At 69.1% G+C, this 21,274-nt stretch carries 17 protein-coding genes; 8 read left to right on the forward strand and 9 right to left on the reverse strand.

Translation table 11 applies throughout. The features are described 5' to 3' along the window. Positions 1 to 2: 2 nt before the first annotated feature. Positions 3 to 263: an ANTAR domain-containing protein gene (locus I7X18_RS10480; protein ID WP_193047200.1), complete on the reverse strand. Its 261-nt coding sequence runs from the start codon at positions 261 to 263 to the stop codon at positions 3 to 5. 95 nt (positions 264 to 358) lie between these two features. Further along, a complete protein-coding gene (locus tag I7X18_RS10485; RefSeq protein WP_226863895.1) occupies positions 359 to 2,380 on the reverse strand; it encodes a glycoside hydrolase family 15 protein in 2,022 nt (673 codons plus the stop codon). A 124-nt stretch (positions 2,381 to 2,504) separates the two neighbouring features. Here I7X18_RS10485 and I7X18_RS10490 point away from each other — a divergent pair, with 124 nt between their 5' ends. The 6 genes from I7X18_RS10490 (at position 2,505) to I7X18_RS10510 (ending at position 6,850) form a co-directional block, all read left to right on the forward strand. Then, positions 2,505 to 2,699 carry a hypothetical protein gene (locus tag I7X18_RS10490; RefSeq protein ID WP_193047201.1) on the forward strand — a complete coding sequence of 65 codons (195 nt, stop codon included), beginning with the start codon at positions 2,505 to 2,507 and terminating at the stop codon, positions 2,697 to 2,699. 153 nt (positions 2,700 to 2,852) lie between these two features. Next, the gene (locus I7X18_RS30085) at positions 2,853 to 2,945 is read left to right on the forward strand and encodes an Ms4533A family Cys-rich leader peptide (RefSeq protein ID WP_353612146.1); all 93 of its coding nucleotides are present in this window, start codon (positions 2,853 to 2,855) and stop codon (positions 2,943 to 2,945) included. A 121-nt stretch (positions 2,946 to 3,066) separates the two neighbouring features. After that, positions 3,067 to 4,104 (forward strand): sulfate ABC transporter substrate-binding protein, encoded by a 1,038-nt coding sequence (locus tag I7X18_RS10495; protein ID WP_193047202.1) that lies wholly within the window; start codon positions 3,067 to 3,069, stop codon positions 4,102 to 4,104. Next, positions 4,101 to 4,946, forward strand: coding sequence for a sulfate ABC transporter permease subunit CysT (gene cysT, locus I7X18_RS10500; protein WP_193047203.1), 846 nt, complete (start codon positions 4,101 to 4,103; stop codon positions 4,944 to 4,946). Before I7X18_RS10495 ends, cysT begins: the two co-directional genes overlap by 4 nt. 4 nt (positions 4,947 to 4,950) lie before the next feature. Then, positions 4,951 to 5,763 (forward strand): sulfate ABC transporter permease subunit CysW, encoded by an 813-nt coding sequence (gene cysW, locus I7X18_RS10505; protein WP_193047204.1) that lies wholly within the window; start codon positions 4,951 to 4,953, stop codon positions 5,761 to 5,763. A gap of 43 nt (positions 5,764 to 5,806) precedes the next feature. Further along, positions 5,807 to 6,850 (forward strand): sulfate/molybdate ABC transporter ATP-binding protein, encoded by a 1,044-nt coding sequence (locus I7X18_RS10510; RefSeq protein ID WP_193047205.1) that lies wholly within the window; start codon positions 5,807 to 5,809, stop codon positions 6,848 to 6,850. Positions 6,851 to 6,940: 90 nt separating this feature from the next. On the opposite strand, the gene I7X18_RS10515 is transcribed toward I7X18_RS10510, so the two are convergent. The 6 genes from I7X18_RS10515 to I7X18_RS30090 form a co-directional block, all read right to left on the reverse strand. Then, positions 6,941 to 7,939: a hemolysin family protein gene (locus tag I7X18_RS10515; RefSeq protein ID WP_193047206.1), complete on the reverse strand. Its 999-nt coding sequence runs from the start codon at positions 7,937 to 7,939 to the stop codon at positions 6,941 to 6,943. Further along, positions 7,932 to 9,302, reverse strand: coding sequence for a hemolysin family protein (locus I7X18_RS10520; protein ID WP_193047207.1), 1,371 nt, complete (start codon positions 9,300 to 9,302; stop codon positions 7,932 to 7,934). Before I7X18_RS10520 ends, I7X18_RS10515 begins: the two co-directional genes overlap by 8 nt. A 126-nt stretch (positions 9,303 to 9,428) precedes the next feature. Continuing rightward, positions 9,429 to 10,154, reverse strand: a complete 726-nt coding sequence (locus tag I7X18_RS10525; RefSeq protein ID WP_193047208.1) for a sirohydrochlorin chelatase — start codon at positions 10,152 to 10,154, stop codon at positions 9,429 to 9,431. Next, positions 10,133 to 10,840 carry a phosphoadenylyl-sulfate reductase gene (locus I7X18_RS10530; RefSeq protein WP_193047209.1) on the reverse strand — a complete coding sequence of 236 codons (708 nt, stop codon included), beginning with the start codon at positions 10,838 to 10,840 and terminating at the stop codon, positions 10,133 to 10,135. Before I7X18_RS10530 ends, I7X18_RS10525 begins: the two co-directional genes overlap by 22 nt. 7 nt (positions 10,841 to 10,847) lie before the next feature. Beyond that, complete coding sequence (locus tag I7X18_RS10535) at positions 10,848 to 12,533, reverse strand: nitrite/sulfite reductase (RefSeq protein ID WP_193047210.1); 1,686 nt, start codon at positions 12,531 to 12,533, stop codon at positions 10,848 to 10,850. Positions 12,534 to 12,656: 123 nt separating this feature from the next. After that, positions 12,657 to 12,752 (reverse strand): Ms4527A family Cys-rich leader peptide, encoded by a 96-nt coding sequence (locus I7X18_RS30090; protein ID WP_372442952.1) that lies wholly within the window; start codon positions 12,750 to 12,752, stop codon positions 12,657 to 12,659. A 112-nt stretch (positions 12,753 to 12,864) separates the two neighbouring features. On the opposite strand from I7X18_RS30090, the gene hemW reads away from it, so the two are divergent. Both hemW and I7X18_RS10545 read left to right on the forward strand, forming a co-directional pair. Further along, positions 12,865 to 14,043, forward strand: coding sequence for a radical SAM family heme chaperone HemW (gene hemW, locus I7X18_RS10540; protein WP_193047211.1), 1,179 nt, complete (start codon positions 12,865 to 12,867; stop codon positions 14,041 to 14,043). 51 nt (positions 14,044 to 14,094) lie between these two features. Beyond that, on the forward strand, positions 14,095 to 19,212 hold the full coding sequence (locus I7X18_RS10545) for a type I polyketide synthase (RefSeq protein WP_193047212.1): 5,118 nt from the start codon (positions 14,095 to 14,097) through the stop codon (positions 19,210 to 19,212). Positions 19,213 to 19,482: 270 nt separating this feature from the next. Here the strand turns inward: I7X18_RS10545 and I7X18_RS10550 are convergent, their stop codons facing one another. After that, complete coding sequence (locus I7X18_RS10550; protein ID WP_193047213.1) at positions 19,483 to 21,162, reverse strand: HNH endonuclease signature motif containing protein; 1,680 nt, start codon at positions 21,160 to 21,162, stop codon at positions 19,483 to 19,485. Positions 21,163 to 21,274 lie beyond the last annotated feature (112 nt).

The raw sequence follows: 21,274 nt of genomic DNA on the forward strand, positions 1-21,274 counted from the left end.
AGTTAGGGCGCCGGCGTCAACCGGGCCCGCGCCACCAATTCGCCCCAGGCGTTGAACGCCTCGGCGTGGTCGGGCCCCGCCGAACCCTCCGCGAGCGCCACCAGACCGGTGGCGACACTGCCGATGCCGAGCCCGGTCCGGTTCACGATCTCGACCAGTTCCGAGAACGCCTCGCGCTGCGAGCACCCCCGCAACCCCACCAGGATGCCGACGGCGGTGTCGATGACCCGTCGGGACAGGTCTGTGTTGGTGCGGTACTCCATCTTGTCTCCCTCCCTGGAACACCAGGGTGTGTCAGGCGTTCTCGTTGGACAAGACATCGATACACCGTGAATCTGACGGCGAGCTGAACGCTTTCCTACGTCGGCGCGTTCGCGGGGACGAAGACTCCCGAGCTGTCGGCCTCCTCCTCGGCACGGATGACGTGCACCACCGCGTTGATCAGCGCCAGGTGGGTGAACGCCTGCGGGAAGTTGCCCAGGTGGCGGCCGGTGCGGGGCTCGATTTCCTCGGCGTAGAGATGCAGCGAACTCGCGAACGACAGCAACCGTTCACACAGCCGCTTGGCGCGGCTGACCTCACCGATCTCCACCAGCGCCGACACCAGCCAAAACGAGCAGATGGTGAATGTGCCTTCCTCGCCCGCCAATCCGTCGTCGGTCTCCTCGACGCGGTAGCGCAGCACCAGGCCGTCCTCGGTGAGTTCGTCGGCGATCGCCAGCACGGTGTTGCGCACCCGCTCGTCGTCGGCCGGCAGGAACCGGACCAGCGGCACCAGCAGCAGCGAGGCGTCCAGCGCGTCGTCGCCGTAGCGCTGGGTGAACACGCCGCGGGAGTCCACGCCGTGGGCCAGGATGTCGGCCTTGATCTCGTCGGCGATCTCCCGCCACTGCTGGGCGTAGCTCTTCTCACCCTCGAGTTCGGCGAGCTTCGCGCCGCGATCGAGCGCCACCCAGCACATCACCTTCGATGAGGTGAAGTGCTGAGGTTCGCCGCGGACCTCCCAGATGCCGCGGTCGGGTTCCTTCCAATGTTTGATGGCCTCTTCGACCTGGTTCTTCAGCACCGGCCACAACGCCTCGGGGATCTGCTCGCGCGATTTGGTGTGCAGGTACACCGAATCGAGCATGGTGCCCCAGATGTCGTGCTGCATCTGGTCATAGGCGCCGTTACCGATGCGCACCGGGCGCGCGCCGTCGTAACCCGACAGGTGGTGCAGTTCCTCCTCGACCAGACTGCGCTCACCACCGACGCCGTACATCACCTGCAGCGGGTGGCGTTCACCGTTGTTGGCGCCCGACACGTCGGCGATGAACGCGAAGAAGTCGTCGGCCTCACGATCCAGGCCGAGTGTGTACAGCCCCCAGAGGGCGAACGTCGAATCCCGCACCCACGCATAGCGGTAGTCCCAATTGCGTTCGCCCTGAGGCGTTTCCGGCAACGACGTGGTGCTCGCCGCCAACAGCGCGCCGGTCGGGGAGTAGGTGAGGCCTTTCAGCGTCAGCGCACTGCGCTGCAGGTACGACCGCCAGGGGTGGTCCGGGAAGTCGCCGACGTTGATCCACTGCCGCCACGCCTCACTGGTCTGCCACATCTTGTCGGCGGCCTCGTCGTAGTTCTGTGGTGCCGGGTGCTTCGACCACGACAGCGCCACGAACACGTTGTCGCCCTCTTTGAGCCGGGTCCGCGCCCTGGCCTCGCGGCCCTCCAGTCCGATCCGGAGGTTGGTGGTCAGCCGCAGCGTCGGATGCGAGTCGGGGTTGCGGTTCGCCCGCGCGATCGCCTCACCGTAGGCAGGCCCCGAGTACTCCCACTCGGCGCTCACCCGGTGGTAGTCGAACGACGGTTCGCAGTTCATCACCAGCTCGACGGTTCCGCTGACGCACCGCACGGTGCGCAGCAGGATGTGTTCGGCATCCCAGTCCATCGGGGTGCGGCGGTGGGTCCGTGACCGCGCGTCGAGGTCGTGCCAGGGTCCCATCACCAGCGCGTCACGCACGATCAGCCAACCGGTGTGGGTCTGCCAGGTGGTCTCGAGGATCAGGCTGCCAGGCAGGTAACGCCGCGCCGCGGGGACCGTCACGCCGTACGGGCCCAGCCGGAAGTGACCGGCACCCCGGTCCAGGATCGCGCCGAACACGCTCGGCGAATCCGGTCGCGGCACGCACAGCCACTCCACGGACCCCGCCGAGGAGACCAGACACGTGTTCTCGCAATCGGACAGGAAGCCGTAATCGGCGATCGGCGGGAACGGGTTCCGCAGGCCCCCGGCCGGCGCGAAGGGCACCGGCGCCGTCACCGTCAACGGGGTGTCGGGCAGAAAGGAGGGCTGACCGATCGGCGCGGCCTCGCCGGTGGGCTCGGTGTGTTGCAGAACCATCCCGACATCATCGGCTGCCGACCTGCTCGGCGTCTACTCAAAGGAGCATGTCGGGCGTTGCTGGGCCGGGGGTGCGCCCACGGCGGGGCATCAGGGGTTCGGGGTGATCGCATAGTCTGGCGCGGTGGACGCATTCCTGAGTTGGTGGGACGGCGTCGAACTGTGGCTGACCGGGCTGGGATTCGTCGCGCAGACCGCGGTGGTGATGCCGGTGGCGTTGCTGCTCGCCTACGGCGTCGCGGTGGTCCTCGACGGTGCGCTGGCGGCGGGTGTGCGGGTGCTGCGGCGCGTGCGCCACGAGGGGCAGGAGCCGTCATGACCGGCCTGCCGCGTTCACGGGTGACCCTGATCCTGGTCGTGCTGGTCCTGCTGGTCATCGTCGCCTGGTTATTTACTCGCTGACCACTCGGTGTTATTTACTCGCTGACCACTCGGGCTGAGCCAGGGGCCCGGCTCTGTTATTCTTCGCGCCATGCATCCGGCGTCCGGCAATAGCGAGTGCCACATCTTGGCGCTCATTGCCGTGGGTTCCTGCGCGGTTGCTGACGTTCACTGTTGTTGCTGAACCCACCCGTTACACGGTTGGGGGCTCGGCGACGGCATTTTTCATGCTGCCCTTTCGTTGCCACCAGCGTCTGCGTGTGACGGGACACGTCCCGAAATCCACAGAAATCGAAAGGCCATCGATGCTCAGCTCAGTCAGGTCCCTCACACGCTGGCGGGTCGCCGCGGCGCTCGCCACCACGGCCTCGCTCCTGGCGGCCTGCGGGGGCGGCGCCAGCGACGTCGCCGGTGAAGACGGCGGCTCGACCGCAGAGACGACGCTGACGCTGGTCGCCTACGCCGTGCCGGAGCCGGGCTGGGCGAAGGTGATCCCCGCCTTCGCGGCCACCGAAGAAGGCAAGGGCGTCGGCGTGACCGCGTCCTACGGTGCGTCAGGGGATCAGTCCCGCGGCGTCGACTCGGGTAAGCCCGCTGACGTGGTGAACTTCTCGGTCGAACCCGACATCACCCGCCTGGTGAAGTCCGGCAAGGTCAGCGAGGACTGGAACACCAACGCCACCAAGGGAATTCCGTTCGGCTCGGTGGTGAGCCTGATGGTCCGCGAGGGCAACCCCAAGGGCATCCGTGACTGGGACGATCTGCTCAAGCCCGGAGTCGAGGTCATCACGCCCAGCCCGCTGAGCTCGGGTTCGGCGAAGTGGAACCTGCTGGCCCCGTACGCGGTGAAGAGCGACGGCGGCAAAAACCCGCAGGCCGGCCTCGACTACATCAACAAGCTCGTGAGCGAGCACATCAAGCTGCGCCCCGGTTCCGGGCGCGAGGCCACCGACGTCTTCCTGCAGGGCAGCGGTGACGTGCTGCTGGCCTACGAGAACGAGGCGATCAACTCCCGCCGCCTCGGCCACAAGTTCGACTACTTCAACCCGGCCCAGACGTTCAAGATCGAGAATCCGGTCGCGGTGGTCAACTCCAGCCGGCATCTCGGACAGGCGACGGCGTTCGTGAACTTCCAGTACACCCCCGAAGCGCAGAAGCTGTGGGCCGAGGCCGGTTTCCGTCCGGTCGACCCGACGGTGGCCGCGGAGTTCGCCGACGAGTTCCCCGCGCCGCAGAAGCTGTGGACGATCGCGGACCTGGGCGGCTGGCAGAAGGTCGACAGCGAGCTGTTCAACAAAGACACCGGCTCGATCACCAAGATCTACACCCAGGCGACTGGATGATCACTGCCGTCGACGGCGACAACGGCCGGGCGCCGGGCGGTCTCGTCCGGCGTCACGGCACGGCGTCCCTTCGGGTCGGGGTCGCGACCATCTGGCTCAGCGTCATCGTGCTGCTGCCGCTGGCCGCAATCCTCTGGCAGTCCGTCGGCGGCGGCTGGGAGGCGTTCTACCGCGCGGTCACCGGCAACGCGGCGCTCGAGTCGTTCCGGGTGACGCTGACCATCTCGGTCGGGGTGACCCTGGTCAACGCGGTGTTCGGGCTGCTGGTGGCGTGGGTTCTGACGCGTGACGACTTCCCGGGCAAGCGGTTGGTGGATGCGGTCATCGACCTGCCCTTCGCCCTGCCGACGATCGTCGCCAGCCTGGTCATGCTCGCGCTCTACGGGCCGGCCAGCCCCGTCGACCTGCATTTGCAACACACCAAATGGGGTGTCGGGATCGCGCTGCTGTTCGTCACGCTGCCGTTCGTGGTCCGCTCGGTGCAGCCGGTGTTGCTGGAACTGGACCAGGAAGTCGAGGAGGCGGCCGCCTCGCTGGGGGCCAACAACTGGACCATCCTGACCAAGATCATCCTGCCCGCGCTGCTGCCGTCGCTGCTCTCGGGTGCCGGGCTGGCGTTCTCACGCGCCATCGGCGAATTCGGTTCCGTGGTTCTCATCGGTGGTGCGGTGCCGGGGGAGACCGAGGTGTCCTCGCAGTGGATCCGCACCCTGATCGAGAACGACGACCGTACGGGGGCCGCCGCCATCTCGATCGTGCTGTTGCTCATCTCGTTCGTCGTCCTGCTGATCCTGCGCGCACTCGGCGCGCGGGCGGCCAAGCGGGAAGAGACGGCGAGGTGATCCGATGACGCTGTCACCGGTGGTGCGCCACCTGCTGCGCTACGTCGCCCTGGCCTACATCCTGGTGCTGGTCGTGGTGCCGGTGGGCCTGATCCTCTGGCGGACCTTCTCGCCGGGTGTCGGTGCGTTCGTCGCCTCGATCGGCACACCGGCGGCCATCAGCGCGCTGCAGTTGTCGCTGCTCGTGGTGGCGATCGTGGTGCCGCTCAACGTGCTGTTCGGGGTACCGACCGCACTGGTTCTGGCCCGCAACAGGTTTCGCGGAAAGAGCGTGTTGCAGGCCGTCATCGACCTGCCGTTCGCGGTGTCGCCGGTGGTCGTCGGCGTCGCGCTGATCCTGCTGTGGGGTTCGGCGGGGGTCTTCGGATTCGTGGAGAACGACCTCGGCTTCAAGATCATCTTCGGGCTGCCGGGCATCGTGCTGGCGAGCATCTTCGTCACCGTCCCGTTCGTCATCCGCGAGGTCGAACCCGTGCTGCACGAAATCGGCACCGACCAGGAAGAAGCCGCCTCGACGCTGGGCTCGCAGTGGTGGCAGACCTTCTGGCGGATCACGCTGCCGTCGATCCGCTGGGGCCTCACCTATGGCGTGGTACTCACCATCGCCCGCACACTGGGTGAGTACGGCGCGGTCATCATGGTGTCGTCGAACCTGCCGGGCACCTCGCAGACCCTGACACTTTTGGTGTCCGACCGCTACAACCGGGGCGCCGAATACGGTGCCTACGCCGTATCGACACTGCTCATGGGGGTCGCGGTGATCGTCCTGGTGTTCCAGGTGATCCTCGACGCCCGTCGGGCCAGACAGCACAACTAAAAAAGCCCGGACAGCCCCGGGGCGACCAAGGAAGCGAACAGTCATGACAGACGCGATCATCGTGCGCGGCGCCAACAAGCACTACGGCGACTTCGCGGCGCTGGACAACATCGACTTCGAGGTTCCCGCCGGTTCGCTGACCGCGCTGCTCGGCCCCAGCGGTTCGGGGAAGTCGACGCTGCTGCGGGCGATCGCCGGTCTGGATCACCCGGACACCGGCACGATCACCATCGACGGCCGCGACGTGACCAACGTGCCGCCGCAGCGCCGCGGAATCGGCTTCGTCTTCCAGCACTACGCGGCGTTCAAGCACCTGTCCGTGCGGGACAACGTCGCGTTCGGGTTGAAGATCCGCAAGCGGCCCAAGGCGGAGATCAAGGAGAAGGTCGACAACCTGCTCGAGGTGGTCGGGCTGGCCGGCTTTCAGAACCGCTACCCCAACCAGCTCTCCGGTGGCCAGCGGCAGCGGATGGCGCTGGCCCGCGCGCTGGCGGTGGACCCGCAGGTGCTGCTGCTCGACGAGCCGTTCGGTGCGCTCGATGCGAAAGTGCGTGAGGATCTGCGGGCCTGGCTACGCCGCCTGCACGACGAAGTGCACGTCACCACGGTGCTGGTCACCCACGATCAGGCCGAGGCGCTTGACGTCGCCGACCGCATCGCCGTGCTCAACAAGGGCCGTATCGAACAGGTCGGCTCGCCGACCGAGGTGTACGACACCCCGGCCAACGCGTTCGTGATGTCGTTCCTGGGTGCGGTGTCGTCGTTGAACGGCACGCTGGTGCGGCCGCACGACATCCGCGTCGGCCGCAACCCCGAGCTGCCGATCTTCGAGAACGAGTCGGTGCAGTCCACAGGCGTGGTCAAGGCCACCATCGACCGCGTCGTGGTGCTGGGCTTCGAGGTCCGCCTCGAGCTGACCAATGCGGCGACCCACTCGCCGTTCACCGCGCAGATCACCCGCGGGGACGCCGAGGCGCTCGGGCTGCGCGAAGGCGAGACCGTCTACGTGCGGGCCACTCGGGTGCCTGAGATCCCCGGCGCCGAGCTGCCGAAGGCCGACGAGGACCAGTCGCTGACCAACGCGTGAGTTTGCCGAGTGTGTGGTGTCATCCGCGACGCGCCGCACCCGCCGTACGAGAGTGCACAGTGGGCGCCCGGTGTGCTCAGTCGGCGAACGTCAGGCCGCTGCAGTCGGGAGCAGCCGGTGCAGCAGATCGGTCAGCGTCAGCAGACCCCGGCCGGTGGGGCCGTCGACGACGACCAGATGGCTTCGCGTCTCCCGCATGGTGCGCAGCGCTTCGTACACCGGCGTGTTCTCGGACAGCGTGAGGACCGGACGCATCAGCGTGCGCGCGGTGCCGGACCCCGGCAGGCTGTCGCGAACATGGACAACTCCGACGGTGGCCGTGCCGTCACGCACCAGAAGCCGCAGATGTCCCGTCGCGTGCGCGGTCTGCTGAATCTCCGCGGGCGTGGCCTCGGGTCGGACGTGGCTGTAAGCAGCCGCGCGGCGGGCCACCTGCCCGACCGTCAGCGCCTCGAGTTTCAGCGCGCTGGTGAGGTTAGCGTGGTAGCGCTCGTCGAGTGTGCCGACCGTCGCCGAGTGCTCGACGAGCTGACGCAGGGCATTCGGGTCCTGGGTGTCGGCCAGTTCGTCGACCGGGGTGACGCCGACACGTCGCAGACACCAGTTGGCGACCTGGTTGAGGCCCCGTAGCAGCGGACGGGTGACGAACATGAATCCGCGCATCGGCAGGGCGAGCAGTGTCGCGGAGCGTTCGGGGTGCGCGATGGCCCACGACTTCGGCGCCATCTCGCCGACCACGAGGTGGAGGAATGTGACGATCGCCAACGCGAGGACGAAGCCGCCGCCGTCGGCAGCCCACGACGGCGCGCCGAGGCTGGTCAGCAGCGGTGTGATCGCATGGTGCACAGCGGGTTTGGTCACCGCGCCGAGCATCAGTGTGCACACCGTGATGCCCAGCTGGGCGCCGGCGAGGAGCACCGAGAGTTCGCCGGCGCTGCGCAGCGCGGCCCTGGACCCGGCACTGGTGGCAGCCGCATCCTCGAGTCGATTGCGTCGTGCGGCGATCAGCGCGAACTCCACGGCGACGAAGAACGCGCTCAGACCGATGAGCGCGACGGTGATCGTCGCGACCACCCACGGGCTACTCATCGTCGGCCTCCCGATCCGGTGCGCTGACGGTGACGAACACGCTGGCCGGCACGCGCCGTTCGACCGCCCGCACCTGCGCGACGATCTGTCGCTTGGGTGGGGGGCCGTCGCTCATCAGATCCGCGTTGTCAGTGGGCAACTCGATCGTGACAGCGTCACCGACGTCGGGCAGGCCCGCGGCCTGCGCGATGACCATGCCCGCGACCGTCTCGTAGTCGCCCGCGGGGAGCGTGAGCCCGAGGGTGCGTTCGGCTTCGTCGAGTGGAAGGTCGCCGGCCAGCATCCAGCCGCCGTCACCGGCAACGGCGTCCGCTGCGGATTCGGTGTCGTGCTCGTCGTCGATCTCGCCTACCAGTTCCTCCGCTAGGTCCTCGACGGTGACGATGCCGGCGAACCCGCCGTATTCGTCGATGACGATCGCCATCTCGTTACCCGCCTGCGCCAGCTCGCGCACCACGTTGGGCAGCGGGAGGGTCTCTGGTACGACCACCGCGGGACGACAGTGCGCGCGGGCGGTGCCGGTTCGGGCTGCCGGGCCGAGCAGGTCGTGTAGATCGATCACGCCGATGACGTCGTCGGGACCCGACCCGATGACGGGGTAGCGGGTGTGGCCGGTGGCCATTCGCTCCAGCACACCGGCCACCGGTTCGTCGGCTGCGACGTGGTCGACACGGGAGCGCGGGATCATCGCGTGTTCCGCAGTGCTGGTGGGGAAGTCGAGGATCCGGTCGAGCAGCGCCGACAGATCCTGCGGGATCTCGCCGGCCTGCCGGGACGCGGCGACGATGTGCTCGAGGTCCCGCGGTGTCGCGGAATGCTCGACGTCATGCACCGGTTCGATGCGAAGCAGCCGCAGCAGCGCGTTCGAGGACTGGTCGAACAACCAGATCAGCCAGCCGAACAGCTTGAGGTAGATCGTCGTCGACAACGCCAGCCAGCGTGCCAGCGGTTCGGGTTTCGCGATCGCCAGGTTCTTCGGGAACAGTTCCCCGAACACCATCTGCACCACGGTCGACACCGCGATCGCCACTACTCCGCCGACGCCGACCGCCACCACGGTGGGTGTTCCGGCGCCGTTGAGCAGCACCTCCAGACCGTGACCGATCAGCGGTTCGGCGGCGTAGCCGACGAGCAGGCCGGTGACGGTGATGCCCAATTGGGCACCCGACAGCATGAACGAGGTGCGGCGGGTGACGGCCAGCGCACGTGCCGAGGCCTGGTCACCTGCTTCGGCGCGGGCCTTGAGCCGGGACCGGTCCACCGCCATGTAGGCGAATTCCTGCGCGACGAAGTAACCGGTCAATGCGGTGATCGCCAGCACGACGAGGAAGCCGATGAGAATTCCGAGCGCGGCGGTCAGCATGCGACCGCCCTGGGTATGTGAGGTTGCATCAGTCCTTGCTCGGTGGAGGTGCGGAAGTATCCGTCGGTGTCCAGAGTACCGACGCTGTGCGAGTGCTGTGTGCCGTCAGCGCGCACTCGACGAACGTCAGGCCGCTGCGCGCGCCCCGGCCACCTCGTCGAAGCGGTCGAGCACCGTGGCCGCCACCAGATTGTGCGACCCCAGTGGCTCGGCCATCGAAATATCCTCGCGCGCAGCGAAATCCGCGACGCGGTCGGTGATGCGGCCGTGGGCGAGGAACCACGGCACGATGACCAGCCGGCGGGCCCCCGACCGTCGCAACTCGACCGCGGTCTCGGCCAGGTTGGCGTGCGGACCGGTGGCGAACGCCACCTGCGCGCCGGCCCACCGGGTGCCGTCGGACAGCGCCGTGGCGACCGTCGACGTCTTCGCGTTGGCCGCCGCACGCGACGACCCGACCGCGACGACGATCACCCCGAGACGGTCGTCGTGGGGCGACACCCCCGCCTCGGCCAGCCGTAGCCGCGCCACCGCCAGCAGCGCAGGATCCTCGCCGAGCACATCGGCGGTCCGCACGCGCCGGCCCAGCCCGTCGATCACCGCGGGGATGTCGACACGTGCGTGGTAGGCGTCGGCCAGCAGGAACGGGACGACGGTGGCGTCGTGGGTCTGCGCGAGCACCTCGTAGAGCGCCGGTTCGGTCTTCTCGAGGAACGCGGCGCGCACATCGAGCCACGGCCGCAGCCGCCGGATCCGTCCGGCCACCGCGTGGGTGACCGCCGCAGACCGCGGATCGACGCTGCCGTGCGCCGTCAGGACCAGAGTGCTGCTCAAGACTGGTGCAGCCCGCATTCGATCTTGCCGGTGCCCGCCCAGCGCCCGCTGCGCGGATCGGCCCCCTCGATCGGCTTGGCCGTGCAGGGTGCACAACCGATCGACGGGTAGCCCTCGTCGACCAACGGGTTGACCAGCACACCGTTGGCGTCGATGTAGGCCTGCATGTCGTCGTCGGACCACGCCGCGATGGGGTTGATCTTCACCAGCCCGAACGCCTTGTCCCAGCTGATCAACGGTGCGTTGGCGCGGGTGGGGGCCTCGACCCGGCGGATGCCGGTGACCCACGCCGAATAGCCGCTCAACGCCTTGGTCAGGGGTTCGACCTTGCGCATCCGGCAGCACTCGTTGGGCTGGCGGGCGAACAGATCCTTGCCCAGCAGCGCGTCCTGCTCGGCGACGGTCCGGTCCGGCGCGACGTTGACGACGTGGACGTCGTAGACCGCCTCCACCGCGTCCCGGGTGCCGATCGTCTCGGCGAAGTGGTAGCCGGTGTCGAGGAACAGGATGTCGACGCCTGGACGCACGGTGGCCGCCATGTCGACGAGCACCGCGTCCTGCATGTTCGAAGCGACGACGTAGTTACCCCTGAAATGCTCGTCGGTCCAGCGCAGCAGGTCCCACGCGCCGGCGTCGGGGCCGAGTTCGCCCGCACCGCGCTCGGCCAGCTGCTGCAGGTCCGTCTCTGTCATCAGATCAGTCATCGTGCAATCACCTCAGGTCTGCGTCGTCCGCGCGTAGCGCCCACGTAGCGAAACGCTCACCGTGCTCGCGTTGTTTCACGAAGTTGCGCACCACCCGCTCGATGTAATCACCGAGCTCGGTGGCCGGCACCTTGTGCTGGCGCAGTTTGCGGCCGAAGCCGCTGTCGAGGCCGAGGCTGCCGCCGAGGTGGACCTGGAAGCCCTCCTCCGGACCGTTGCCTTCGTCGACCATCTGGCCCTTGAAGCCGATGTCGGCGATCTGGATGCGGGCGCAGGAGTTCGGGCAGCCGTTGATGTTGATCGTGACGGGAACGTCGAGCTGGGCGTTGATGTCCTCCAGCCGCTTCTCGAGTTCGGGCACCAGCACCTGAGAACGGCTTCTGGTCTCCGCGAAACTCAGCTTGCAGAACTCGATCCCGGTGCAAGCCATCAGGTTTCGCCGCCAGTGCGACGGCGAGGACGGCAGGCCCAGCGCATCCAGCCCCGCGCGCAGGTCGTCGAGCTTGTCGTCGGGCACGTCGAGCACGATCAGCTTCTGATACGGCGTGAACCGGATCCGGTCACTGCCCGCCGCCTCGGCCAGATCGGCGACCTTGGTCAGGATCGTGCCGGAGACGCGGCCGGCGATCGGGGCCACGCCGACGGCGTTGAGGCCGTTCTTGAGCTTCTGCACACCCACGTGATCGATGGGGCGCGTCACCGGATCGGGGGCGGGCCCGTCGACCAGCGGGCGCTTCAAATACTCGGTCTCGAGGACTTCGCGGAACTTCTCGACGCCCCAGTCCTTGATCAGGAACTTCAGCCGCGCCTTGGCCCGCAACCGGCGGTAGCCGTAGTCGCGGAACACGCTGACGACGCCTTCCCACACGTCGGGCACCTCGTCGAGCGGCACCCACGCGCCCACCCGCTGGCCCAGCATCGGGTTGGTGGACAGCCCGCCGCCGACCCAGAGATCGAACCCCGGGCCGTGTTCGGGGTGTTCGACGCCGATGAACGCGACGTCGTTGACCTCGTGCACCACGTCTTGCAGGCCCGAGATCGCCGTCTTGAACTTGCGGGGCAGGTTCGAGTACTCCGGCTTGCCGATGTAGCGGCGGACGATCTCCTGCACGGCGGGGGTGCCGTCGATGACCTCGTCGAGCGACTCACCGGCCAGGGGGGAGCCGAGGACGACGCGGGGGCAGTCGCCGCACGCCTCGGTGGTCTGCAGCCCGACCTCGTCGAGCCGTCGCCAGATCTCCGGCATTTTCTTGACGTCGATCCAGTGGTACTGGACGTTCTGCCGGTCGGAGATGTCGGCGGTGTCCCTGGCGAAGTCGGTCGAGATGCCGCCGAGCGTGCGCAACGCCGCGGCGGTCAGCGCGCCGCCGTCGCTGCGGACCCGCAGCATGAAGTACTCGTCCTCGAGCATGTCGGTGTTCTCGTCACCGGTCCATGTGCCGTCATAGCCGGGCTTGCGCTGCGTGTAGAGGCCCCACCAGCGAAAACGGCCGCGCAGATCACCTTTGTCGATGCTGTCGAAGCCGCCGGGGGCGTAGATGTTCTCGATGCGCTCCCGCACGTTGAGCGGGTTGTCGTCCTTCTTGGACTGTTCATTGGCGTTGAGCGGCTCGCGGTAACCCAACGCCCACTGGCCCTCGCCGCGGGGGCGCTTGGCGGGACGAGGCGTGGCTTGGGCCGGAGTCTCGGTCATAGAGGTTGGCTCCTTCTCGGAGCCGGCGTTGGGACCGCGCTGGATCACCGGTGGGCTGTCCGGCGGCGCAGATCCGGCGGCCAGCTGAAGACAATGGGTGGGCTGGGTCCTAGATCAGACGCGTCAAGGCAGACAACGACAGGTACACACACGTTTGAAGTCGACATGCCGACGAGCCACCAACGCGATACGAGTGCGAAGGGCAGGGACGGCGGTCACGCCGCCATTCTGCCACGGACGGCCGCATATGCCCTAGCCGGCCGATATTTGCGCTCGCGGCGAGCAAAAGTCCGCGCAGGCCCACCCTGGCGCGTCTGGGACCATGGCGAGAGTGAGTATCCGAACCGCCCCCGCGCATGCGCCGGATCTGGCCGCGACTCCCGGGCGGCCGTTCGGCCTCTACATCCACGTGCCGTTCTGCGCGACGCGGTGCGGCTACTGCGACTTCAACACCTACACCCCGGCCGAGGCGGGCGGTGCGAACCCCGACGGCTGGCTGGCCGCGATGCGCCGGGAGCTGGCGCTGGCGGCCCGCACACTGGGGTCGCCGCCGCCGGTGCAGACCGTCTTCGTCGGCGGTGGGACGCCGTCGCTGCTGGGGGGTGACGGTCTCGGCGCTGTGCTGGATGCCGTGCGCGAACACTTCGAGCTGGCGCCCGGCGCGGAGATCACCACCGAGGCCAACCCCGAGTCGTCGGGGCCCGAGCTGTTCGACGCGCTGCTGGTCGCCGGCTACACCCGGGTGTCGCTTGGCATGCAGTCGATCGCCCGTCACGTCCTCACGGTGCTCGACCGGCTGCACTCACCGGGGCGGGCGCTGGCAGCCGCGGGCGAGGCGCGCGCGGCCGGATTCGGCCACGTCAACCTCGACCTCATCTACGGGACGCCGGGGGAGACCGACGACGACCTGCGCCGGTCGGTCGACGCCGCCGTCGGGGCCGGGGTCGATCACGTGTCGGCCTACGCGCTGGTGGTCGAGGACGGGACCGCGCTGGCGCGTCGGGTGCGCCGCGGTGAGGTGGCCGCACCCGACGACGACGTGCTGGCGGCGCGCTACGAACTGCTCGACGCGCGGCTGGCGGAGGCCGGGTTCGGCTGGTACGAGGTGTCGAATTGGGCGCGGCCCGGCGGGGAGTGCCGCCACAATCTCGGCTACTGGGCCGGTGGTGAATGGTGGGGTGTCGGACCGGGCGCGCACGGGTTCCTCGGCGACACCCGGTGGTGGAACGTCAAGCACCCCAACACCTATGCGGCCGTACTGGCCGAGAACTCGCTGCCCGTCGCCGATTTCGAGGTGCTCGACCGAGCCACCCGGCACACGGAGGACGTGATGCTGCGGGTGCGGCTGCGCAGCGGGCTGCCGTTGGAGATGCTCACCGCCGACGAGCGAGGCCGCGTCGGCACCGTCGTCGCCGACGGTCTCGCTGTGGTTGCCGGGGCCCGGCTGATCCTCACCGAGCGCGGACGGCTGCTGGCCGACGGGGTGGTGCGCACGCTGCTCGCCGATTAGACCCGAAGGTGGATCACCCCGGATCGGGCCGGCTGTGCGAATATTGTCCGCATGTCGACTGAGTTAGGCAAGGCTAACCAGACACCCGGCCCCGAGCCTGTCGCCATCGTCGGCATCGGCTGCCGCCTGGCCGGTGACATCACCACCCCCGCAGACTTCTGGACGTTCCTGCTCGACGGCGGCAGCCATGTGCGCGAGGTGCCTGCCGAGCGCTGGGAGCCGTACCTGCGGCGCGACCCGCGCAACGCCGCGGTACTGCGTGAGACGACGCCGTGGGGCACCTTCCTCGACGACCTCCCCGGATTCGACGCAGAGTTCTTCGGCGTCTCACCGCGCGAAGCGGAACTGATGGATCCGCAGCAGCGGCTGGCCCTCGAAGTGTCCTGGGAGGCACTCGAACACGCCGGCGTGCCGCCGCGGTCGCTTGCCGGCAGCGACACCGCGGTGCTGATGGGCGTGAACTCCGACGATTACGGCAAGTTGATCATGGAGGACCTCCCGGGCATCGAGGCATGGACCGGGATCGGCACCGCGCTGTGCGGGATCGCCAACCGCGTCTCACACCTGCTCGATCTGCGCGGCCCGAGCGTCGCGTTGGACGCGGCGTGTGCAGCCTCGCTGGTGGCCGTCCATCACGCGTGCCAACTGCTGCGGGCGGGGGAGACGTCGCTGGCGCTGGCCGGGGGCGTCAGCGCACTGATCGGGCCCGGGCTGACCAGGGTCCTCGACCAGGCCGGCGCCACCGCACCCGACGGCCGCTGCAAGAGCTTCGACGCGGAGGCCGACGGCTACGGGCGCGGGGAGGGTGCCGCGGTCGTGGTGCTCAAACGCCTCGCCGACGCCCTGCGCGACGGCGACCGTGTGATCGCCGTCGTGCGCGGCGGCGCGGTGGCACAGGACGGGCGCACGGTGGGCATCATGTCTCCCAACGGCACCGCCCAGGCGGACCTGTTCCGGCACACCTGCGAGATCTCCGGAATACCTCCCGCCACAGTGGAATTCGTCGAGGCGCACGGCACAGGGACGCCGACCGGTGATCCGGTCGAGCTCAACGCGCTGGCCGCCGTCTACGGTGCGGACCGCGCCGGCGGCCAGGCGTGCCGCGTCGGATCGGTCAAGCCCAACACCGGTCATCTCGAGGGCGGCGCCGGGGTGGTGGGGCTGATCAAGGCGGCGATGGCGCTGCAGCACGAGGTCATCCCGCCCACCGCCGGTATCCGTGCGCTCACCCCCGCCGTGGACTGGCCGACCAGCGGACTGCGGGTGCCGACGCAGATCGAGGCATGGCCCCGTCGCGATGACAGCCCGCGGCGCGCAGCGGTGTGCAGCTACGGCTACGGCGGCACCATCGCGCACGTCCTGCTCGAAGAGGCGCCCTCCCGTGACCGTGCCGAGCATGCGGACGGGCCGGCGCCGTCGGTGATCCCGCTGTCCGCGCGGTCGTCGGCGCGTCTGGCCCGTCAAGCCAGTGTACTCGCCGATCACGTTCGGACATCGGCACATTCGATGGACGAGGTGGCTGCGACACTGTGGGCGCGACGCTCACACGAGCCCGTGCGGGCCGCGGTCGTCGCGGCCGACGGCGACGAACTCGTGGCCGGACTCGAGGCGCTCGCCGACGAGCGCCGCAGCCCGTCGGTGGTCACCGGTTCCGTACTGGCCGGCGCGGCCGACGGCGCGGTGTGGGTGTTCTCCGGACACGGGTCCCACTGGTCCGGGATGGGCCGCGAACTGCTCACCGCGGAGCCGGCGTTCGCCGCGGTCATCGATGCGGTCGAACCGGTGTTCACCGCCGAACTCGGGTTCTCGCCGCGGGAGGCGCTGCGCACCGGCGAACTCGGCGGCACCGACCGGGTACAGGCGCTGACGTTCGCGATGCAGGTCGGCCTGGCCGCGGTGTTGCGCGAACACGGTGTGCGTCCGGCCGCCGTGATCGGCCACTCCGTCGGCGAGGTGGCCGCCAACGTCGTCGCCGGCGTCTTCGACCTCGCCCACGGCGCCGCGGTGGCCTGCTACCGCGCGCGTGGCTTCCGGTCGGTGGCGGGCGCGGGGGCGATGGCCCTGGTCCGGCTGCCGTTCGCGGAGGCCGAGGAGCGCCTGGGGGAGCGCACCGATGTGGTGGCGGCCATCAGCGCGTCACCGGAGTCGACGGTGATCTCGGGCAGCGTCGCGGCGGTGGAGGACATGTCGGCGCGCTGGACCGACGAGGGTCTGATGGTGCGCCGGGTGAACACCGACGTGGCGTTCCACAGCCCGGCAATGGACACGCTGACCGCCGAACTCGCCCGTCTCACCGCAGGATTGGGGCCGTCACGGCCCGCCGCTGTGCCGCTGTACACCACCGCGCTGACCGATCCTCGGTCGGACGCACCGCGCGATCAGCACTACTGGGTGGCCAACCTGCGCGGGCGGGTGCGCTTCGCCGAAGCCGTCACCGCCGTCGCCGAGGACGGACACCGGTTGTTCCTCGAGGTGTCGGCACACCCCGTGGTGGCACACTCCGTCGTGGAGACGTTGAGTCACATCGGGATCGGCGACCACGCGGTGGTCCCCGTCCTGCGCCGCGGCCAACCGGAGCTGCCCGCCGTCGCCGCCGCCGTCGGATCGCTGTACTGCCATGGCGCTCCGGTGGCGCACGGGTTCACCGCCATACTTCCGTGGGCGGCAGACCTTCCCGGGACACAGTGGGCGCACCGGCGGCACTGGCGCACACCCACCGCACCGCCGGGCGGTCGGGGTGTGCACGAGCCGGACACCCACACGCTGCTCGGCGGTCCGATGGAGGTGACCGGAGCCGTCCCCGCCCGGGTGTGGCAGACGCGACTGGACTTCTCGACGCGGCCCTATCCCGGTGACCATCCCGTGCAGGGCACCGAGATCGTCCCCGCGGCGGTGCTGCTCAACACGTTTCTCACCGCCGCCGGAACCGATCTGGCCGACGTGCGGCTGCGCACGCCCGTACCGCCGGGCCGCGCCCGCGACATCCAGGTGGTGTCCCAGGACCGCTCGCTTGCCCTGGCGTCCCGGCTGGTCGACGACGACGATGCGGCCGAGGGCGGTTGGCTGACCCACTGCACCGCGCTGGCCGCGCCCGGCGGGGAACCGGCGCTCACCGTGCTCGACGAGGACGACATCCGCTCGCGCTGCACCGAAGCGCTGCCGTCCACCCGCGTCGTGGACACGCTGGCGACACTCGGTGTGGCCGCGATGGGCTTCGGCTGGCAGGTGCTCGAACTGCACCGCGGCGACGGTGAACTCTTCGCGCGCGTGGCGGCCGACGCCGACGGTTCGACGCCGGCGACCTGGGCTGGGCTGCTCGACGCGGCGACGTCGGCGGCTTCGACGATCTTCGACGGCCCGCCGCGGTTGCGGATGCCGGCCCGGATCGAGCGGGTGCACGTCCACGACAAACCCCCCGCCGTTGCGCTGCTGCACGTGCGGCGCCGCGCCGCCGGCACCGTCACCGACGTGGTACTCGCCGAGGAGTCCGGCGCGGTCTCGGTGTCGTTGACGGGCATGGCATTCGAGGAACTCGAGAACCCCAGCGGCCGCGACACCGTGCGTCTGCTGCACCACGTGGTGTGGCAGCCGGTCGAGTGGCCGGACAGCGATCCGCCCGGCGAGGTCGCGCTCGTCGGCGGTGACGCGACGACGCTGGACTTCGTGACCCGCGATCTCGCAGAAGCCGGCGTCCCGCATCGGAACATCAGCGACCCAACGGATCTCGGTGAGCTCGCAGCGGGTTCGGTGGTGCTCGTGCTGCCCCGCGCCGACGAAACGCCGCAGGCGTCGGCCGAAACCGTGCTGCACACCCTGCAGCATCTCGACGCGTCGGGAAGCCGGGCCCGGATGTGGGTGCTGACCTCCCAGGTGCACGAGGGTGACAACCCGGCCCACGCACCGCTGTGGGGGATGGCCCGGGTGGCCGCCGCCGAACATCCGCAGCTGTGGGGCGGCGTGCTCGACGTGGCTGGAGACCGGTTGCCGGTGCGGGCCCTGACCGCGCTGGCCGGGCACGGCGTGGTGGTGGTGCGTGACGGTGTCGCGTACGCCGCCCGGCTGGCCAACGCCGCTGCGGGCGAGGCGGCGCCGATGCAGTGCTCCCCGGGGGGCACCTACGTGATCACCGGTGGCACCGGGGCACTGGGCCTGCGGCTGGCGCAGCGCCTGGCCGACCTGGGAGCACGGCGGCTGGTGCTGGTGTCGCGGTCCGGTATCCCCGAGCGCAGCACCTGGCGTGCCAACAGCGACCGCGAGGCCGTCGCGGTGGTCTCCGCACTCGAACAGCGGGGTGTGACGGTGCGGGTGGCGGCCGTCGACGTCAGCGCGCCCGGCGCGGCCGCGGCACTGCGCGCGACGCTGGCCGACCTGCCGCCGGTGCGCGGGGTCATCCACGCCGCCGGGGTGGAAGCCGGTGCGCTGCTGATCAATACGACACCGGCAGACCTCGGCGCGGCGATGCGGCCCAAGGTCGACGGGATGTCCACACTTCACGAGCTGTTCCCGCCGGGTGAGCTCGACTGGATGGTGCTGTTCTCATCGTGCGGTTACCTCGCGGGTTTCCCGGGCCAGGGCGCGTATGCCTGCGGCAACGCCTATCTGGACGCATTCGCCCGCTATCGGCGCCGTCTCGGTGACCGGACCACGAGCGTGGCGTGGACGGCGTGGCGCGGTATGGGCATGGGGTCGGCCTCCGGTTTCGTCGCCGCCCAACTCGACGCGCTTGGTATGGGCACCGTCGGCGTCGATGATGCGATGCGGGCACTGGACTCCGCACTGCGCGACGACGACGCCAATGTCGTGGTGCTGCCGGTGCTGCCTGCGGCGGCCGCGGTGCCGATCCTCGCCGACGTCGCACCCACCGATTCCGGTGAGGCGCCCACTGAGGTCGAGGACCGCGGCGATGTGGACGTCGCGGTCTGGGCGGCGCGGCAGGTGCTCACCGCGGTGGCGGCCGAACTGGGTTGCGCCACAGATGGTGTCGACACCCGTCTCCCGCTGGTGGAGATCGGCGTCGACTCCATCATGACCGTCTCCCTGCGGAGGCAACTGGAGAAGCAGACCGGGCTCGCCCTGCCGCCGACGCTGCTGTGGGAATACCCCACCGCGGCGGCGGTGACCGAGCGGATCGCAGAATTGCTCGCTCTCGCAGACGAATCTGCCGCCTGACCGGAAGGGTGGTTGGTCGAAGTCATGTCGGTGACGTCAGAGGCCGTTTCAGATGACGACAGACAGATCCACCCTGTCGATATCGCATTGCCACTAAAGGGTTTCAGACCGGCTTGACATCTTGCTGCGGTCCACCCACCTGCGGTCTAGTTGGACCTTGACGGCGCCGTAGGACTCTGCACGTCTGCGTCGCGCGGCGGCAGTGCAGCGGGGGAACTCACCCGTCGCGAAGTCATGCGGTGCGGGTGTGGTGTCGAGGATGTGCGGCGGTCAGGCCGCCCGAGTTTCCGGGGGTGCAGGGCCGCCGGGTTCACCGGCGTTGTCTGTGGACTGGGTCGGTGAGCTCGGTTCTGCAGGGCGGTTCCCGTCGCCGTCGGCTAGTGATGTGGTCGCCTGCTCCAAGCGGACCGTCTCGTGGACCCCGTCGGCCACAGAGGCGGCGACCGTCACGTGGCCGGTCTCCTCAACGTCGGCAGCCAGCTCAGCGTTCAGTTCCGTGTCGTCGATGTCGATGTCGATGTCGTTGGCGTCAGCCGGCTCCGTTGAGGCAACCGGTTCGCCGCCGATGTCCGGGTCATTCGGCGGGCGTAGTAGCCGTTCGGGGCGGTGGTAGTGGTTGAGTCGGGCTTGGCCGGTATCCAACTGTGCCGGCGGTATCCATTCGACCTCGCAGTGGTCGTTCATGCGGGTGGTCCAGCCGTCGTCCTGGTCGACGCTGCGGTTGTCGGGCCCGCAGGCGAGGCCGTTTTCGTCGACGTTGGTGTTGCCGCCGTCGCCCCAGTCGGCCGATGCGTGATGCACCTGGCAGCCGTAGGCGCCGACGGTGCAGCCGGGTTTGGTGCATCCGCCGTCGCGTGCGGTGAGCATGATCCGCTGCGCCGGGGAGGCGATCCGTTTGGCGCGGAACAGATTCAGAGCCGATCCGGTGGCACCGTCGAACACCGCCAGGTAGTGGTTGGCGTGGCTGGCCATCCGGATCGCATCGGCGATCGGCACGACCGTGCCTCCACCGGTGACACCGACCCCGGCGCGGGACTCCAGGTCTTGCAGGGTGGTGCGGATGATGATCGACACCGGCAGCCCGTTGAGCTTCCCGAGTTCACCGCTCATCAGGGCGATGCGCCCGACGGCGACCATGGCGTCGTGTTGACGCTGGGCGAGGCTGCGGTGGTCATTGTCGATCCGAGCCTGAGACGGCGTCCCCGAGGTGCAGGGTTCGGGATCGTCGGGATTGCACATCCCGGGCGCGGCGTACTTGGCGAAGAGCACCTCCCACACCGCCCACCCTTCGGGAGTCAACGTTGCGCTCAGATCGGCCATTCCGTCACCGCGTTGCTTGTGCTTGCTGACGCCGCGCTTGCGCGCCCGTTCGGTGTCGTCGGGCTCGGGCCCGTCCTGATCGAGCAGGAACAAAGTCAGGTCAGCCGCGTCTTTGAGTTCCTTCGGACCGACACCGACTGCCGTGCGGACGAGGTTGACCTCGAACTGCTCACGGGTGACCGCGTCCACGAAACCCGGTAACTTGTCGACGGCCTTGCGAATGACCTCGGCGTGCTCACCGTTGATCAGCCCGTGGGCTTGGGCGGCGGCGGTGGCGGGCAGCACCGGCGGCAGCGACGGTCCGGTCAACGCCTGACGCGGCGCCAACAACGCGGCTTCGGTCAACCGGCGGTTGGCTTCAGAGGTGGATATCCGCCAGCGGATCGACAGCACGTCCTTCCACGATTTGGCGCCCATTTCTTTCGGTGTGGCCTCGTTCTGCAGGCGGGCCAGCAGGCGGTGACTGATCGTGGGCAGCTGGCACCCAAGGGTTTCGAGTTCATCGAGGGCTTCGACAAGGTCGGACCGGGCCAGCAAGTCGACATTGCAGGCGGCCACCTCGTCGAAGGCGGCACGCAAAGCCGCCACCGCGGCCTGCAGGTCGTTTCCCGACATAATTCGAACATACATTCGACCACCGACAACTTCGGTCCACCCGCCAGGGTGTGATGGCCTGACACATCACAGCTGCCCGCATCGACTCGCTTGACTGCGTCGAATGGGCTGTCCGGTGTTTCACCGA

It is taken from the genome of Mycolicibacterium baixiangningiae (genome assembly GCF_016313185.1).
GTDB classification, from domain to species: Bacteria; Actinomycetota; Actinomycetes; order Mycobacteriales; family Mycobacteriaceae; genus Mycobacterium; species Mycobacterium baixiangningiae.